Annotated in this window: 15 protein-coding genes; 6 read left to right on the forward strand and 9 right to left on the reverse strand. The window is 70.6% G+C overall.

Going from position 1 to position 15,777, the window contains the following annotated elements; translation table 11 throughout:
* Nucleotides 1-176: 176 nt before the first annotated feature.
* Together EJC51_RS37770 and EJC51_RS37775 are read right to left on the reverse strand one after the other, a co-directional pair.
* Nucleotides 177-671: an NUDIX domain-containing protein gene (locus EJC51_RS37770; protein WP_126275165.1), complete on the reverse strand. Its 495-nt coding sequence runs from the start codon at nt 669-671 to the stop codon at nt 177-179.
* A gap of 51 nt (nt 672-722) precedes the next feature.
* The gene (locus tag EJC51_RS37775; RefSeq protein ID WP_126275166.1) at nt 723-1,793 is read right to left on the reverse strand and encodes an ADP-ribosylglycohydrolase family protein; all 1,071 of its coding nucleotides are present in this window, start codon (nt 1,791-1,793) and stop codon (nt 723-725) included.
* Between the two features lie 125 nt (nt 1,794-1,918).
* Here EJC51_RS37775 and EJC51_RS37780 point away from each other — a divergent pair, with 125 nt between their 5' ends.
* Nucleotides 1,919-3,103, forward strand: a complete 1,185-nt coding sequence (locus EJC51_RS37780; RefSeq protein ID WP_126275167.1) for a glycerate kinase — start codon at nt 1,919-1,921, stop codon at nt 3,101-3,103.
* Nucleotides 3,104-3,142: 39 nt separating this feature from the next.
* Here the strand turns inward: EJC51_RS37780 and EJC51_RS37785 are convergent, their stop codons facing one another.
* Nucleotides 3,143-4,339 carry a PucR family transcriptional regulator gene (locus EJC51_RS37785; protein ID WP_126275168.1) on the reverse strand — a complete coding sequence of 399 codons (1,197 nt, stop codon included), beginning with the start codon at nt 4,337-4,339 and terminating at the stop codon, nt 3,143-3,145.
* 181 nt (nt 4,340-4,520) lie between these two features.
* Between EJC51_RS37785 and EJC51_RS37790 the strand changes: the two genes are divergently transcribed.
* The 5 genes from EJC51_RS37790 to EJC51_RS37810 are packed head-to-tail and all read left to right on the forward strand — an operon-like array spanning nt 4,521 to nt 9,308.
* Nucleotides 4,521-5,315, forward strand: a complete 795-nt coding sequence (locus EJC51_RS37790; protein WP_126275169.1) for an ABC transporter ATP-binding protein — start codon at nt 4,521-4,523, stop codon at nt 5,313-5,315.
* A gap of 4 nt (nt 5,316-5,319) precedes the next feature.
* Complete coding sequence (locus EJC51_RS37795) at nt 5,320-6,084, forward strand: ABC transporter ATP-binding protein (protein WP_126275170.1); 765 nt, start codon at nt 5,320-5,322, stop codon at nt 6,082-6,084.
* Nucleotides 6,081-6,971 (forward strand): branched-chain amino acid ABC transporter permease, encoded by an 891-nt coding sequence (locus tag EJC51_RS37800; protein ID WP_126275171.1) that lies wholly within the window; start codon nt 6,081-6,083, stop codon nt 6,969-6,971. Before EJC51_RS37795 ends, EJC51_RS37800 begins: the two co-directional genes overlap by 4 nt.
* Nucleotides 6,964-8,043: a branched-chain amino acid ABC transporter permease gene (locus EJC51_RS37805; protein WP_126275172.1), complete on the forward strand. Its 1,080-nt coding sequence runs from the start codon at nt 6,964-6,966 to the stop codon at nt 8,041-8,043. The genes EJC51_RS37800 and EJC51_RS37805 overlap by 8 nt, the downstream gene beginning before the upstream one ends.
* The gene (locus tag EJC51_RS37810) at nt 8,040-9,308 is read left to right on the forward strand and encodes an ABC transporter substrate-binding protein (RefSeq protein ID WP_126275173.1); all 1,269 of its coding nucleotides are present in this window, start codon (nt 8,040-8,042) and stop codon (nt 9,306-9,308) included. The genes EJC51_RS37805 and EJC51_RS37810 overlap by 4 nt, the downstream gene beginning before the upstream one ends.
* A 73-nt stretch (nt 9,309-9,381) precedes the next feature.
* Here the strand turns inward: EJC51_RS37810 and pssA are convergent, their stop codons facing one another.
* From pssA to EJC51_RS37840, 6 genes are all read right to left on the reverse strand, one after another.
* Entirely contained in the window at nt 9,382-10,200 is an 819-nt protein-coding gene (gene pssA, locus EJC51_RS37815) for a CDP-diacylglycerol--serine O-phosphatidyltransferase (protein WP_126277292.1), read from the reverse strand.
* 22 nt (nt 10,201-10,222) lie between these two features.
* The gene (locus EJC51_RS37820; protein ID WP_097270585.1) at nt 10,223-10,879 is read right to left on the reverse strand and encodes a phosphatidylserine decarboxylase; all 657 of its coding nucleotides are present in this window, start codon (nt 10,877-10,879) and stop codon (nt 10,223-10,225) included.
* Between the two features lie 170 nt (nt 10,880-11,049).
* Nucleotides 11,050-12,255: an acyl-CoA dehydrogenase family protein gene (locus tag EJC51_RS37825; RefSeq protein WP_126275174.1), complete on the reverse strand. Its 1,206-nt coding sequence runs from the start codon at nt 12,253-12,255 to the stop codon at nt 11,050-11,052.
* Nucleotides 12,256-12,260: 5 nt separating this feature from the next.
* A complete protein-coding gene (locus EJC51_RS37830) occupies nt 12,261-12,767 on the reverse strand; it encodes a MaoC family dehydratase (protein WP_059195327.1) in 507 nt (168 codons plus the stop codon).
* A 5-nt stretch (nt 12,768-12,772) separates the two neighbouring features.
* Nucleotides 12,773-13,732, reverse strand: coding sequence for an HpcH/HpaI aldolase/citrate lyase family protein (locus tag EJC51_RS37835; protein ID WP_031475710.1), 960 nt, complete (start codon nt 13,730-13,732; stop codon nt 12,773-12,775).
* The gene (locus tag EJC51_RS37840) at nt 13,729-15,777 is read right to left on the reverse strand and encodes a protein meaA (RefSeq protein WP_126275175.1); all 2,049 of its coding nucleotides are present in this window, start codon (nt 15,775-15,777) and stop codon (nt 13,729-13,731) included. The genes EJC51_RS37835 and EJC51_RS37840 overlap by 4 nt, the downstream gene beginning before the upstream one ends.

Below are 15,777 nucleotides of genomic sequence, written 5' to 3' on the forward strand. Positions count from 1 at the left end.
CCCCTGCAATGGAATCCGGCGGCACGGAGAACCGCGTGCCACCGGTACTCGCGGATGAGGCGAGGACTCGCACGCTATTGGCGCGGGTACAGGGGGTCCATACGCGCAAGGGCGTAGCTTCAAGAGCACATTTCCGCAGGGGAATTGACGGGAATCGACACCCGGAACAACAGGCGTCAGGAAACCCGCCGACCGTTCTCCAGCTCCGCCGTCCCGGCGCCTTCCGCGAGCACGTCCAGCGCGACCCGCACCCGGCCGCCCAGGAAACCCAGCAGATAGTCGTCCAGCTCCTCGCGCGGCACGAGCCGCCACGACAGCAGCTCCTCCTCCTGGAGCCGGATCGCCTTCAGCTCGTCCTCGCCGAGCACGCCACCGTCGTACAGGTACGCCACCAGCGGCGGAATGCCCGGCCGGTACACCCAGTCCACCGCCAGCAGCCGGCCGAGTTCACGGTCCAGGCCGATCTCCTCCAGCGTCTCGCGGCGCGCCCCCTGACGTGGTGTCTCGCCGTCGTCCGACTCGATGGTGCCGCCCGGAAGCGCCCATCCCTCACGGTAGTTGGGCTCGACGAGGAGCACCCGCCCCTCGCGGTCACGGAAGAGGGCGGCGGCACCGGCGAGGATGCGGGGGAGGCCGGCGATGTACGTGGCGAAGTCCTGAGCGCTGGTCATCCCTGAAGGGTAGTTCCCGGAGGGAGAGCCCCTGACCGTCGAGACGGAGGCTCACTCACCGCCGATCAACCGCACCGTGCGCTCCGCGAGTTCGCTGATCCGCACCCGGTCGAACCCGAACACCGCGCTGCGCACCGTGTCCTCCAGCGGGTCCTTCCACTGCTCCGGGATCGCCTCCGCACCGGTCAGCACCCCGGCCACCGAACCGGCCGTGGCCCCGTTGGAGTCGGTGTCCAGACCGCCGCGGACGGTCAGCGTGACGGTCCGGGTGAAGTCGCCGTCGCCGTAGAGCAGCCCGGCGGTGAGCACCGCGGCGTTCGGGATCGTGTGGATCCAGCCCAGCCCGGCGGTCTCCTCGGCCACCGTCGTCAGCGTGTCCTCCCAGGTCATCCGGGTGTCGTGCAGGGAGATCACCCGGCGCACGGTCCGGGCCAGCCGGCTGCTCTCCGGTACGACGGCCAGCGCCTGGTCCAGCGCGTGCCGCACGGTCGCCGCGGTGAACGCCGCCGACACCAGCGCCGCCGCCCACATCGCCCCGTACACCCCGTTCCCGGTGTGCGAGAGCACCGCGTCCCGGCGGGCCAGCGAGGCCGCCCGGCGCGGCGCGCCCGGGCAGGTCCAGCCGTAGATGTCGGCGCGGATGAGCGCCCCGATCCACTCCTGGTACGGGTTGTCGTACGTCGCCGTCAGCGGCGGCTTCAGCCCGTTGGCGAGGTTGCGGTAGGCGGCCCGCTCCGCGGTGAACGTCTGGAGGTACGGCAGCCTCAGCAGCCACAGGCCGCCGACCTGCTCGGTGCTGAAGCCGAAGCCGTGGGTCTCCAGGAGGTCCAGGCCGAGGATGGCGTAGTCCACGTCGTCGTCGCGGCAGCTGCCGTGGATGCGGCCGCGCACGCACTGGCGCCACTCCGGGCGCAGCTCGAAGCCGTCGCTCTCGCTCGGCGGCTCCGGCAGATAGTCGGTCAGCGGCAGGGCGGCGGCCTGCCTCAGATAGCGGTCGATCCGGTCCCGCGTCCACAGGTCGCCCTGCTCGACCGGCTTGCCGAGCATGTTGCCCGCGATCCGGCCCAGCCAGCCCCCGAGAACGCGGTCGGCGAGCTCTGGCTCACTGCCCACAGGGGTCATAGGACCGGTTTACCCGATTTCGCGAGGTCGCACAGTGGGGTCGTAGCGGCTTCTCAAGGTCCGGGCAGGGCATGACGGGGAGGGCGGGCTCCGGTTAAGGTCGCAGCGGCGCGACTGGCCCTGACATGCGTCGGGGCCTGAGAGCAAGGGGATGGCAAGTGGCTGACGCTGGAGGCAGGGGCACCGAGCGGGTGCTCGTCGCCGCGGACAAGTTCAAGGGATCGCTGACGGCCGTGCAGGTCGCCGAGCGGGTGACGGCCGGGCTGCGCCGGGTCGTGCCGGGCCTCGACGTGGCCGCGCTGCCGGTGGCCGACGGCGGCGACGGCACCGTGGACGCCGCGGTCGCGGCCGGTTTCGTACGGCACGAGGTCAAGGTCGCCGGGCCGCTCGGCCAGGAGGTGACGGCCGCGTTCGCGCTGCGCGGCGACACCGCCGTCGTGGAGATGGCGGAGGCCAGCGGGCTCCAGCGGCTTCCCCAGGGTGTCTTCGCCCCCCTCACCTCGTCCACCTACGGCTCCGGCGAGCTGCTGCGGGCCGCGCTCGACGCGGGCGCCCGCACCATCGTCTTCGGCGTCGGCGGCAGCGCCACCACCGACGGCGGCGCCGGCATGCTCACCGCGCTCGGCGCCCGGTTCCTCGACAAGGACGGCGAGCCCATCGCCCCGGGCGGCGGCGGCCTCGCCGAGCTGGCCTCGGCCGACCTGTCCGGGCTCGACCCGCGCCTCGCCGATGTGGAACTGGTCCTCGCCAGCGACGTCGACAACCCGCTGACCGGCCCGAAGGGCGCGCCCGCGGTCTACGGCCCGCAGAAGGGCGCCTCCCCGGACGACGTGGCGACCCTGGACGCCGCTCTCGCGCACTACGCGCGCGTGCTGGAGGACGCGGTCGGCGCCAAGGCCGCCGCGTACGCCGCGTCGCCGGGTGCGGGCGCGGCAGGCGGCATCGGCTACGGCGCGCTCCTCGTCGGCGCCCGGTTCCGCGCCGGCATCGAGGTCATGCTGGACGTCCTCGGCTTCGCCCCCGCGCTGGAGCGGGCGACCCTCGTCATCACCGGCGAGGGCTCCCTCGACGAGCAGACCCTGCACGGCAAGGCCCCCGCGGGCGTCGCCGCCGCGGCCCGCGCCGCCGGCAAGGAGGTCGTCGCGGTGTGCGGCCGCCTCGCCCTGCCCCCGGAGGCGCTCGGCAAGGCCGGCATCCGGCGCGCGTACCCGCTCACCGAGGTCGAGCCGGACGTGGCGAAGTGCATCGCGGACGCCGGCCCGATCCTGGAGCGGGTGGCGGAACAGATCGCGCGGGACTTCCTGAGCTGAGCCGCAGCGCACTCACCTGCCGAGCCGGGCCCGCATCCCTCACCTCCGGGTCCCGGAGAGGCGGTACGCGTCCAGCGCCAGCGTCATCTCGATCAGGTCCCGCGGCCGGGCCAGCGACCGTGACGTCAGCTGTTCCAGGCGCCGCAGCCGGTTGAACACCGTGTTCCGGTGGCAGTACAGCCGCGCGGCGGCCCGGCCCGCCGACCCTTCGCAGGTCAGCCACACATCGAGGGTCTCCAGCAGTACGGCCCGGTCGGCGGGCTCCAGTTCGAGGAGGCCGCCGAACACGTCCGACACCAGCCGGTCGGCCAGCTCCGGCTGGCTCACCACGAGCGCCGTGGGCATGCGCTGATCGAGGCGTACGACGGCGGTGCCGTCCGGCGGACAGGTCCGCAGCGCCAGCTCGGCCAGCCGCCGGGCCCGCCCCAGCTCGGCGAGGCCCGGCACCACCGGACTGATCCCGCCGGGCCCCGAGCACCGCCCGTCGAGCACCCGCGCCACCCCGTCCAGGCCCTGACCGGGGGCGAGGGCCACCACCCCCACCTCGCCGTCGGCCCGCATCCGCCAGATGAACCGGAACCCGGCCCCCCGCACCGGCCGCTCGGCCGCGTCCCGCCGCTCGGCCCGCAGCACGACCACCGCGTACGGCCCGTGCTCCGGCAGGTCGAGCCCGGCGGCGGCCCGTGCCGCGAGCCCCGGCGTCGCCTGGCCCTCCAGCAGCGCGTCGAGCAGCGCCTGCAACTGCTCGTCCGTCCGCCGCCGCAGCTCCGCCTCCGTCGCCCGGTACGCCTCCGACGCCGCCTCCGCCTGCGCGTCCACCGCCGACCACACCATCGTCGTCGACCGCATCAGCGCCGCCAGCCGCTCCGGCTCCCGCCCGCCGGCGCCCTCCACCAGCGCGTCCCACACCAGATAGCCGGCGTTCCGGTAGGCGTGGATGAGCAGGTCCAGGGGCAGCCCCTGCCGAGCCCGCCGCCGCCCCGCGTCCTCGGCGTACTCCAGGTCGCGGCGCGGCGAGTCCCGGGGCGCGGAGATCGTCTCGATCCCGATCCGGATCGCCTCCTCCGCCTCCCGCCACTGCTGGTCGTACGGCAGCACCTGCGCGTAGACGGGGGAGTGGTCGAAGAGTTGTCTGAGGTGCTCGTCGACGAGCTCCGGCACCCGCTCCAGCAGAGCCGTGCAGGACTCCGCGAGCAGCTTCCAGTCATGACCGGTACGCGGCCGTCGCGCTCCCATGGCCGGAGCATGCCATCGCGTCCGGCCTTCGCACAGGCCCCTGACACGCGGTGTTGTGCACGCGCACAACGGCGGCACCGGCCCGCTGGGCACCCGCAGCGATTCCGCCGCGGGCCGTGGACGGGCGCCCCCGCCGGTGCTGGGGTGAGCGCCACACCGAGTGAGGACAGAAGGGAAGTCCATGGTCGGATCCGGACTCGTGGTGCGGGACCTGTCGGTCGGATACGGTCCCGTACGCGCCCTGCGCCGGGTGTCCCTGGAGGTGCCCGAGGCAGCCGTGGTGACGGTCCTCGGCGCCAACGGCTCGGGCAAGTCGACGCTGCTCCGCGCGATCAGCCGCACGCTGTCCTTCCAGGGCGGCGCGGTCACCGAGGGCGAGGTGCTGCTCGGCGACCGACGAATCGACCGGCTGCCACCGGACCGGGTGGTCGCCGCCGGGGTCTGCCAAGTCCCCGAGGGCAGGCGGGTGTTCGCCCGCATGACGGTCGCCGACAACCTGCGCGCGGGCGCCCTCGGCGGCGCACGGGCGGGCCGCGCCGAGTCCCTCGCCCGCGTCCGCGAACTGTTCCCCGTCCTGGCCCAACGCGCCCACCAACGCGCCGGGTTGCTCTCCGGCGGCGAACAGCAGATGCTCGCCGTCGCCCGCGCCCTCATGGCCGCCCCCCGGTTCCTCCTCCTCGACGAACCCTCCCTCGGCCTCGCCCCGCTCATGGCCGAGCGGATCGCCGACACCGTCCGGGAGATCAACGACCAGGGCACCGCCGTCCTCCTCGTCGAACAGAACGCCGCCCTCGCCCTGCGCCTGGCCACCCACGCCTACGTCCTCGAAGTCGGCGAGGTGACCCTGCAAGGCCCGGCGGCGGAACTGGCCGCCACCGACGAGGTCCGCCGCCGCTACCTGGGCGTGGTCGACGAGGACGCGGCGGCCGACGCGGAGACGACCGGCGCGAGGACCCTCACCCGGTGGGAGGGATGACCCGGTGGACCCCCTCGACGTACGTGATCTGACCGTCCGCTTCGCCGGGCTCACCGCCCTCGACGCCGTCTCCTTCACCGTCCGCCCCGGCACCGTCCACGCCCTCATCGGCCCCAACGGGGCAGGGAAGTCAACCTGCTTCAACGTCCTGTCCGGCGTCTACCGCGCCACCTCCGGCAGCGTCCGCTTCGGCGACCACGAACTCACCGGCATGCCCGCACACCGCATCGCCGCTCTCGGGATCGCCCGCATCTTCCAGAACCTCGCCCTGCCGCCCCGCGCCACCGTCGAGGACAGCCTGCTCCTCGGCCGTCACCGGCTCACCCGAACCGGCTTCCTCGCGGCCGGACTTCGTCTGCCGTCGGCCGCCCGCGAGGAACGCGTCCACCGCGAACGCGTCCGCGAGATCGCCGAGTTCGTCGGCATCGCCGACTGCCTGGACCGCCCGGCGGGCTCGCTCCCGTACGGGCAGCAGAAGCTCGCCGAACTCGCCCGCGCGCTCTGCATGGAGCCGCGCCTGCTGCTCCTCGACGAACCCGTCGCCGGGATGACCGCCGGCGAACGCCGCCGGACCGCCGCCGTGATCGCGGGCGTCCGGGACGGCCTCGGCATCTCGATCGTGCTGGTGGAACACGACATGGGGGTGGTGATGCGGCTCGCCGACGCGGTGACCGTACTGGACTTCGGGCGCCGGATCGCCGACGGCGCCCCCGCCGACGTACAGAACGACCCGGCCGTCGTACAGGCCTACCTGGGAGCCGGAACATGAGCACCTTCGCCGAAATCCTGCTGAACGGCGTCTCGTTGGGGTCGGTGTACGCGCTGATCGCCCTCGGGTTCGTGGTGATCTTCCGCGCCACCGAGGTCGTCAACTTCGCCCACGCGTCCCTCCTGCTGGCGGGCGGCTACGTCACCGCGAGCCTCCACGACGACCTCGGCTTCTGGCCCGCCCTGCTCGTCGGGATCGCGGGGGCCGCGCTGGTCGGGGCGGCCGTGGAGTTCCTCGTCATGCGGCGCTACCGGGGCAGCGACCCCAGCGTCCTCGCCATCGTCACGATCGGCGTCGACATCCTGCTCACCACCGAACTGACCCGCCGGATCGGCACGGACGTCCTGGCGCTCGGCGACCCGTGGGGCGACGCGGTCCTCAAGGTCGGGCCGGTCTCCCTGGCCCACACCCGGATCGCCGCGTTCGTGGCGGCGGCCCTGCTCATCACCGCGTTCCTGCTGGTCTTCCGGTACACCTCGTGGGGCGTGGCCATGCGTGCGGCGGCGGAGAGCGCCGAGACGGCCGCGCTGATGGGCGTACGGCTGGGCCGGGTGTCGCTGGGCGCCTGGGCGGTGGCCGGGGGCCTGGCCGCCGTCGCCGCGCTGTTCCTCACCGTGTTCCCGACGCCGGGCCTGGAACGGGCCACGTCACTGGCCGCGCTGAAGGCCTTCCCGGCGGCGATCCTCGGCGGCCTGGACTCGACGACCGGTGCGCTGGTCGGCGGACTGCTCGTCGGCGTCACGGAGTCGCTGGCCACCGGCTACCAGAGCGATCTGACCTTCCTGGGACGGGGGTTGGGCGATCTCGCCCCCTACCTGGTCATGGTCGCGATCCTGCTCGTCCGGCCCGCCGGGCTGTTCGGCACGAAGGAGCTCGCCCGTGTCTGAAGCCCTGGTGAGACCGCTCAAGGTCCTCGGCACACGCACGTACCTCTGGACCGCCGTGACCGTCCTCCTCCTCGCCCTCCCCTTCTACCTCGACCGCTTCTGGCTCCAGGCCGGCCTCTTCGCCATGGCCGCCGCCCTCGGCGCGATCGGCATCAACCTCCTCACCGGCGCCACCGGCCAACTCTCCATGGGCCACGCCTTCTTCCTCGCCGTCGGCGCCTACGGCTACTGCGTCTTCGCGGCCGACGGCGACGACGGACTGACCGGCCTCGGCCTGCCGACCTGGCTCGCGGCCGTGCTCGCGGTGGGCGTCGCCGGAATCGCGGGCGGCCTCTTCAGCCCCATCTCCGGCCGTCTCAGCGGCGCCTATCTGGGCATCGCCACCCTCGCCCTCGTCTTCATCGGCCAGCACGTGATGTTCAACGCCCACGACCTCACCGGCGGCGCCAACGGCCGCGACGTACCGCCGCTGAACCTCTTCGGCCTCACCTTCGACGACCGCGAACTCCTCGTCGCCGCCGTCCCGTTCGGCTCGGCGGAGAAGCTCTGGTACGCCGGACTGCTCGCCCTCCTCGCCGGCGCCCTGTTCGCCCGGGGCGTCCTGCGCGGCCGTCCGGGCCGGGCCATGAACGCGATCCGCGACCACCGCATCGCCGCCGGCGTGATCGGCGTGCCGGTGGCCCGGTACCGCGCCGCCGTCTTCGTGCTGTCGTCGATGTACGCGGGCCTCGCGGGCGTCCTGCTCGCCCTGGTCTTCCAGCGGACCGTGCCGGACTACTTCGGCATCACGCTGTCCCTCGAATACCTCGCCATGATCGTCATCGGCGGGCTCGGCTCGGTCTCCGGCGCGGTCGCCGGGGCCGTGTTCGTCTCCCTGCTGCCGCAGCTGCTGACCCGCTACAGCGACGCGCTGCCCCTGGTCTCCGCCCCCGGCACGGGCGGGATCGCACCGGGCGAGGCGTCCCGGTACCTCTACGGCGCCGCCGTCGTGCTGGTGGTGCTGTTCCTGCCCGGCGGCCTGGCCAGGGTGGCCGCCCGGCGCCGCACCAGAACCCTCACGGAGGAACGATGACCACGACGACGTACGTGACCAGGACCGCCGCCGGCGCCCTCGCCGCGCTGCTCCTGCTGGCCGGGTGCAGCTCCAAGGCCAAGGACTCCGAGAACGGGGACAACGGCAAGCAGTCCGCGGGCGGGATCAAGACGGGCGAGGGCATCTCCGGGAAGACGATCACCCTCGGCGCCCTCACCGACATGACCGGCGTCTACGCCACCCTCGGCAAGAGCGTCACCCAGGCCCAGCAGCTGTACGTGAAGCAGCTGAACGCCGCCGGCGGCGTCTGCGGCTACCAGGCCGCCCTGACCGTCCGCGACCACGGCTACGACCCGCAGAAGGCCGTCTCCGGCTACACCGAGCTGGAGCCGAAGGTCCTGGGCTTCGCGCAGTTCATCGGCTCCCCGTTCGTCGCCGCGGTCAAGCAGCGCGTCGACGGCCAGGACAAGGGCCTGGTGCTGCCGCAGGCCTGGTCGGCGGCGCTGCTCGGCAGCCCGTACATCCGCGTCATCGGCTCCACGTACGACATCGAGACGATCAACGCCGTCGACTTCCTGATCAAGGAGAAGGGGATCAAGAAGGGCGACAAGATCGGCCACGTGTACTTCGAGGGCGACTACGGCGAGAGCGCGCTCGTCGGCTCGAAGCACATGGCGAAGGAGGCCGGGCTGACCGTCGTCGAGCAGAAGATCAAACCCACCGACAACGACATGACCGCCCAGGTCGCCGCCCTCAAGCAGGCCGGCGTCAAGGCGATCGTCCTCAGCGCGGGCCCGCGCCAGGCGGCCTCGCTCGTCGGTGTCGCCGCGGCCGGCGGCTTCGACGTGCCGGTCATCGGCAACAACTCCGCCTTCGCACCCCAGCTCCTCGCCACCCAGGCGGCCCCGGCCCTGATGAAGAACTACTACGTGGCCTCGCCCTCGCTCCCCATCGGCGCGGACACGCCGGAGGCCAAGAAGCTCGTCGCCGACTACCGGGCGGCCTATCCGAACGACGCGCTCGACAACGGCATCGTCGCCGGCTGGACCGCCGCGTCCGCCTTCGGCGAGGCCCTGAAGAAGGCCTGCAAGAACAAGGACCTCACCCGCGAGGGCGTCGACCGCGCCCTGCTCACGATCAACGACTTCGACCTCGGCTTCGGCCCCGTCCAGGACTTCACGGACCCGAAGTCCGCGTCCTCCCGGGAGAGCGTGATCCTCCAGCCCGACAAGAACGTCACGGGCGGCATGAAGGTCGTACGCGAGGCGGAGGCCTCGGAGGCTGCGAAGACGTACAGCCCCTGAAAAAGACGTACAGCCCCTGAAAAACGGAGAAGGCCCGAACCGGATGATCCGGTTCGGGCCTTCTGCCAAGCCGTTACGGCAGCTGTGCCGCCCGCGCCTCGCGACGGTTGTCGCGGAAGTTGTTCACCCGGCGGGCCGTGGCGAACAGCGGGATGACCGCGCCGGTGACCAGCTGGAGCGCGCAGCCCGTCTGGAGGAGGAGCTGACCGCTCGGGGCGTCGAAGGCCCAGGCGGCCAGGAGGCCCATGGACACGACGATCCAGGTCAGCATCGCCACCGCGAGGCGGCCCCGCGGCTTCGGGTACTCGACCCGGCTCACCATCAGCCAGGCGGTGCCGAGGATCGCCAGCAGCGTCGCCACGAAGGGCAGCTCCAGCAGGACGATCGAGACCACCGTCAGCGCGCCGAACGGCGAGGGCATGCCCTGGAACATGCCGTTCGGGACGGTCACGCAGGAGAATCTGGCCAGACGCAGCACCACGGCCAGGAGCACCACGATTGCCCCGACCGCAGCCACCCGCTGGTGCGCGTCGTCCGCGACCATGCCGTAGACGAGGACGAAGTACGCCGGAGCCAGACCGAAGCTGATCAGGTCCGAGAGGTTGTCCAGCTCGGCGCCCATGGGGGAGGAGCGCAGCTTGCGCGCCACCAGGCCGTCGAACAGGTCGAAGACCGCCGCGCACAGCATCAGGATGACCGCCGTGGCCGCGCTGTGGCGGGTCATGCCGGTCGCCGGGCTGCCGGTGAGGTCCGGGATCAGGATGCCGGTGGTGGTGAAGTACACCGCCATGAAGCCGCACGTGGCGTTGCCGAGGGTGAGGGTGTCCGCTATTGAGAGGCGGAGAGAAAGAGGCATCTCCTCCTCGTCGTCCACCTCGTCGGCCTCGGGCACCCAGCCCGCCTGTGTCTCAGGATCAATCACGGTCAATGCGAGTCACCCCAGCCACGGTCTTCTGACCGACCTCGACCGCGACATCCACGCCCTCGGGCAGGTAGATGTCGACGCGCGAACCGAAGCGGATCAGACCGATGCGCTCACCCTGCTCGACCTTCGTGCCCTGCGGGATGTAGGGGACGATGCGACGGGCCACCGCGCCGGCGATCTGGATCATCTCGATGTCACCGAGTTCGGTGTCGAAATGCCAGACTACGCGCTCGTTGTTCTCGCTCTCCTTGTTGAACGCCGGCACGAACCCACCGGGGATGTGCTCGACCGACGTCACCGTGCCGGAGAGGGGCGCGCGGTTGACGTGGACGTTGAGCGGGCTCATGAAGATCGCGACGCGGGTGCGGCCGTCCTTCCACGGCATGATGCTCTGCACCACACCGTCGGCGGGCGAGATGACGCGGCCCGTGGCGATCTCGCGCTCGGGGTCGCGGAAGAACCACAGCATGCCCGCCGCGAGCGCGGTGGCGGGCACGGCGACGGCCTTGGCGGCGCCGGACTTGCGCGCGCGCACCAGGCTGAGGGCTGCGGTGGCGACGGTCGGAAGAAGCCACGGCGATGCTCCGCGCGCGAGGCGTACGCCGACCTGGCTGTCGCGAGGTGCAGAGGTTTGGCTGTGGGGCATGGATGACCTTCGTAGCGGATGATGCCGCGCAGTGACGGGGGACGGCGGCTTTCCGGGGATCGTACCGGTCGGTGACCACAACTGGGCAAGCCAGGAAGCCGAGTCGGCGGCTGAAGAGTGTTGACGGGGTGTGATCTTCTTCTCCAAGAAAACACCCCGTATCCGGACATCTAGCCCTGGAATCGATACTCTTCGAGCAGCCTGCGACCGATGATCATTTTCTGGATCTCGGCGGTACCTTCACCGATGAGCAGCATCGGTGCCTCTCGGTAGAGGCGCTCGATCTCGTACTCCTTGGAGAAGCCGTAGCCGCCGTGGATCCGGAAGGCGTCTTCCACGACCTCCTTGCAGTACTCGGAGGCGAGGTACTTCGCCATCCCAGCCTCAAGGTCGTTTCGCTCCCCGGAGTCCTTTTTGCGTGCCGCGTTGACCATCATCGCATGCGCGGCCTCGACCTTGGTAGCCATCTCGGCCAGCTTGAACTGAATGGCCTGGTGCTGGGCGATCGCTTTGCCGAAAGTGTGACGCTGCTGGGCGTACTGGACACCCAGTTCGAAGGCACGCTGAGCGACGCCACAGCCACGCGCCGCGACATTGACGCGGCCGACCTCGACGCCGTCCATCATTTGGTAAAAACCTCGGCCGGTGACCCCGCCGAGCACGCGATCGGCCGGAATTCGCAGGCCGTCCATGATCAGTTCGGTGGTGTCGACGCCCTTGTAGCCCATCTTGTCGATCTTCCCGGGGATGGTGAGGCCGGGGCGGACCTCTCCGAAGCCGGGCTCCTTCTCGACGAGGAAGGTCGTCATCGACTTGTGGGGCGCGGTGCCCTCGGGGTGTCCTTCATCACTTCGGACGAGAACGGCGACCAGACTTGACGTCCCGCCGTTCGTCAGCCACATCTTCTGGCCGTTGAGGACGTACTCGTCGCCGTCCTTGACCGCCTTGGACGTGATGGCCGACACATCGGAACCCAGGCCCGGCTCCGACATCGAGAAGGCGCCCCGGATGTCGCCGGCCGCCATGCGCGGCAGGAAGTGGTCCTTCTGCTCCTGCGTGCCGTGCTGCTTGAGCATGTACGCCACGATGAAGTGGGTGTTGATGATGCCGGACACCGACATCCACCCGCGGGCGATCTCCTCGACGCACAGCGCGTACGTCAGGAGCGACTCGCCCAGACCGCCGTACTCCTCCGGGATCATGAGCCCGAACAGGCCCAACTCCTTGAGCCCGTCGACGATCGCTTGCGGGTACTCGTCGCGGTGCTCCAGCTCGGTCGCGACCGGGATGATCTCCTTGTCCACGAAGTCGCGGACGGTGGCGAGGATTTCCTGCTGGATGTCGGTCAGACCGGCGGTCTGGGCGAGGCGTGCCATCGGGCTCAGCCCTCCTGAAGTTCCGGGCGGCCGGGCTGCTCGCCGCCGCGCTCCTTGATGTAGGTCTCGGTCGGCACCATGACCTTGCGGCGGAACACGCAGACCAGCGTGCCGTCCTGCTTGTAGCCCTTGGTCTCGACGTAGACGATGCCGCGGTCGTTCTTCGACTTCGACGGCCACTTGTCGAGGACCGTCGTCTGGCCGTAGATCGTGTCGCCGTGGAAGGTCGGCGCCACGTGCTTCAGCGACTCGATCTCCAGGTTGGCGATCGCCTTGCCGGAGATGTCCGGGACGGACATGCCGAGCAGCAGCGAGTAGATGTAGTTCCCGACGACGACGTTCTTGCCGAAGTCCGTCGTCTTCTCCGCATAGTTGGTGTCCATGTGGAGCGGGTGGTGGTTCATGGTGAGGAGACAGAACAGGTGGTCGTCGTACTCCGTGACCGTCTTTCCCGGCCAGTGCTTGTACGTCGCCCCGACCTCGAACTCCTCGTAGGTGCGTCCGAACTGCATCGCGCTCAGGCCTCCGGGATCTCGAACTTCGACGTGCGCTGCATGCCCGCCGCCCGGCCCTTGCCCGAGATGACCAGCGCCATCTTGCGGCTGGCCTCGTCGATCATCTCGTCGCCGAGCATCGCCGAGCCCTTCTTGCCGCCCGCCTCGGACGTGTAGTAGTCGTACGCGTCCAGGATCAGCTCGGCGTGGTCGTAGTCCTCCTGGGAGGGCGAGAAGATCTCGTTGGACGCCTCGACCTGGCCCGGGTGCAGCACCCACTTGCCGTCGAAACCGAGCGCCGCGGCACGCTGGGCGACCTCGCGGTAGCCGTCGATGTTGCGGATCTGGAGGTAGGGGCCGTCGATCGCCTGGAGGTTGTTGGCGCGGGCGGCCATCAGGATCTTCATCAGGATGTAGTGGTAGGCGTCCGCCGGGTAGCCGGGCGGCTGCTCGCCCACGACCAGCGACTTCATGTTGATGGACGCCATGAAGTCGGCCGGGCCGAAGATGATCGTCTCGACGCGCTGGGAGGCCGTCGCGATCTCGTTGACGTTGTTGAGGCCCTGCGCGTTCTCGATCTGCGCCTCGATGCCGATCTTGCCGACCTCGAAGCCCATCGTCTTCTCGATCTGCGTCAGGAGGAGGTCGAGCGCGACGATCTGCTCGGCCGTCTGCACCTTCGGCAGCATGATGCAGTCGAGGTTCTGGCCGGCCCCCTCGACGACGGTCACGACATCGCGGTACGTCCACTCCGTCGTCCAGTCGTTGACGCGGACCACCCGCGTCTTGCCGGTCCAGTCGCCCTCGTTGAGGAACTTGACGATCGTGTGCCGCGCCTCGGGCTTGGCGAGCGGGGCGCACGCGTCCTCCAGGTCCAGGAAGACCTGGTCCGCCGGGAGGCCCTGCGCCTTCTCCAGGAAGCGGGGGTTGCTTCCCGGCACCGCGAGACACGAGCGGCGGGGACGCAGACGGTTGACGGTCATGCGGGGACCTCCAGGGGGTCGAGCTTGTTCGCTTTCCGGATCTCGTCGACGATGCGGCCGATGATTCCGGTGATGTCGAAGTCCTTCGGGGTGAAGACGGCGGCCACTCCGGCGGCCCTGAGCTGCTCGGCATCGCCATTCGGGATGATGCCACCGGCGATCACCGGGATATCTGTGGCACCGGCCACATGGAGCCGCTCCAGCACGTCCGGCACCAGCTGGGCGTGCGAGCCGGAGAGGATCGACAGGCCGACCGCGTGCACGTCCTCCGCGAGGGCGGCGTCCACGATCTGCTCCGGGGTGAGCCGGATGCCCTGGTAGACCACCTCGAACCCGGCGTCCCGGGCCCGCACGGCGATCTGCTCGGCCCCGTTGGAGTGCCCGTCCAGGCCCGGCTTGCCGACCAGGAAGCGGAGCTTGCCGACGCCGAGGTCCTTGGCCGTCAGGTCGACCCTGCGGCGGACGTCCGCCATGGGCGAGCCCTCCTCGGCGGGGACGGCCACCGGTGCGGAGGACACGCCCGTCGGGGCGCGGAACTCGCCGAACACCTCGCGCAGCGCCCCGGCCCACTCGCCGGTCGTGACCCCGGCGCGGGCGCACTCCAGGGTGGCCTCCATGAGGTTGCCGGTGCCCTTCGCGGCCTCCTTCAGCTTCTCCAGCGCCTTGCAGGGGCGCGGGTGGTTGAAGGGCGGCTGGTAGCGGGTGTCGCGCCAGTTCCGGAGGCCGGCGATGACACGGGCCTCGACCGCCGGGTCGACCGTCTGGATCGCGGTGTCCAGGTCGGCCGTCAACGGGTTCGGCTCGGTCGTCTCGAAGATGTTGACGCCGACGATCTTCTCCTGGCCCGACTCGATCCGGGCCCGGCGTTCGGCGTGCGAGGAGACGAGCTGCGACTTGAGGTAGCCGGACTCGACGGCGGCCATCGCGCCGCCCATCTCCTGGATGCGCTCGATCTCGGTGAGGGACTCCTCGACGAGCGTGTTCACCTTCGCCTCGACGACGTGCGAGCCCGCGAAGATGTCCTCGTACTCCAACAGGTCGCTCTCGTAGGCCAGCACCTGCTGCATCCGCAGCGACCACTGCTGGTCCCAGGGCCGGGGAAGACCCAGGGCCTCGTTCCAGGCCGGCAGCTGGACGGCACGCGCGCGTGCGTCCTTGGAGAGGGTGACGGCCAGCATCTCCAGGACGATCCGCTGGACGTTGTTCTCGGGCTGCGCCTCGGTCAGGCCCAGGGAGTTGACCTGGACGCCGTACCGGAAGCGGCGCTGCTTGGGGTTCTCGATGCCGTACCGCTCGCGGGTGATCTTGTCCCAGATGCGGCCGAAGGCGCGCATCTTGCACATCTCCTCGATGAAGCGGACGCCCGCGTTCACGAAGAAGGAGATCCGGGCGACGACGTCGCCGAACTTCTCGGCCGGCACCTGGCCGGAGTCCCGGACGGCGTCGAGGACGGCGATCGCCGTCGACATCGCGTACGCGATCTCCTGGACCGGCGTGGCCCCGGCCTCCTGCAGGTGGTAGCTGCAGATGTTGATCGGGTTCCACTTCGGGATGTGGGAGACCGTGTACGCGATCATGTCGGTCGTCAGCCGGAGCGACGGTCCCGGCGGGAAGACGTGCGTCCCTCGGGACAGGTACTCCTTGACGATGTCGTTCTGGGTCGTGCCCTGGAGCTTGGTGATGTCGGCGCCCTGCTCCTCGGCGACGACCTGGTAGAGCGCCAGCAGCCACATGGCGGTGGCGTTGATCGTCATCGAGGTGTTCATCTGCTCCAGGGGGATGTCCTGGAACAGCCGGCGCATGTCACCGAGGTGCGCGATCGGCACACCGACCCGGCCGACCTCGCCGCGGGCGAGGATGTGGTCGGAGTCGTAGCCGGTCTGGGTCGGCAGGTCGAAGGCCACGGAGAGCCCTGTCTGCCCCTTGGCGAGGTTGCGCCGGTACAGCTCGTTGGACGCCTCGGCCGTGGAGTGGCCGGCGTACGTGCGCATGAGCCACGGCCGGTCCTTCTCCCGCGCGCCTTCGGCGGGCTGACGCTCAGTCAT

The sequence above is a fragment of the Streptomyces aquilus genome (assembly GCF_003955715.1).
In the GTDB taxonomy this organism is placed as follows: domain Bacteria; phylum Actinomycetota; class Actinomycetes; order Streptomycetales; family Streptomycetaceae; genus Streptomyces; species Streptomyces aquilus.

What these genes read in the sequence shown, in the direction of transcription:
- EJC51_RS37775 (WP_126275166.1), bottom strand. Translation starts at nt 1,793, where the DNA reads ATGACCCCTGTGGGCAGTGAGCCAGAGCTCGCCGACCGCGTTCTCGGG.
- EJC51_RS37825 (WP_126275174.1), bottom strand. Translation starts at nt 12,255, where the DNA reads ATGGCACGCCTCGCCCAGACCGCCGGTCTGACCGACATCCAGCAGGAA.
- EJC51_RS37800 (WP_126275171.1), top strand. Translation starts at nt 6,081, where the DNA reads ATGAGCACCTTCGCCGAAATCCTGCTGAACGGCGTCTCGTTGGGGTCG.
- EJC51_RS37810 (WP_126275173.1), top strand. Translation starts at nt 8,040, where the DNA reads ATGACCACGACGACGTACGTGACCAGGACCGCCGCCGGCGCCCTCGCC.
- EJC51_RS37790 (WP_126275169.1), top strand. Translation starts at nt 4,521, where the DNA reads ATGGTCGGATCCGGACTCGTGGTGCGGGACCTGTCGGTCGGATACGGT.
- EJC51_RS37835 (WP_031475710.1), bottom strand. Translation starts at nt 13,732, where the DNA reads ATGACCGTCAACCGTCTGCGTCCCCGCCGCTCGTGTCTCGCGGTGCCG.
- EJC51_RS37830 (WP_059195327.1), bottom strand. Translation starts at nt 12,767, where the DNA reads ATGCAGTTCGGACGCACCTACGAGGAGTTCGAGGTCGGGGCGACGTAC.
- EJC51_RS37770 (WP_126275165.1), bottom strand. Translation starts at nt 671, where the DNA reads ATGACCAGCGCTCAGGACTTCGCCACGTACATCGCCGGCCTCCCCCGC.
- EJC51_RS37820 (WP_097270585.1), bottom strand. Translation starts at nt 10,879, where the DNA reads ATGCCCCACAGCCAAACCTCTGCACCTCGCGACAGCCAGGTCGGCGTA.
- EJC51_RS37780 (WP_126275167.1), top strand. Translation starts at nt 1,919, where the DNA reads ATGCGTCGGGGCCTGAGAGCAAGGGGATGGCAAGTGGCTGACGCTGGA.
- EJC51_RS37785 (WP_126275168.1), bottom strand. Translation starts at nt 4,339, where the DNA reads ATGGGAGCGCGACGGCCGCGTACCGGTCATGACTGGAAGCTGCTCGCG.
- EJC51_RS37840 (WP_126275175.1), bottom strand. Translation starts at nt 15,777, where the DNA reads ATGACTGAGCGTCAGCCCGCCGAAGGCGCGCGGGAGAAGGACCGGCCG.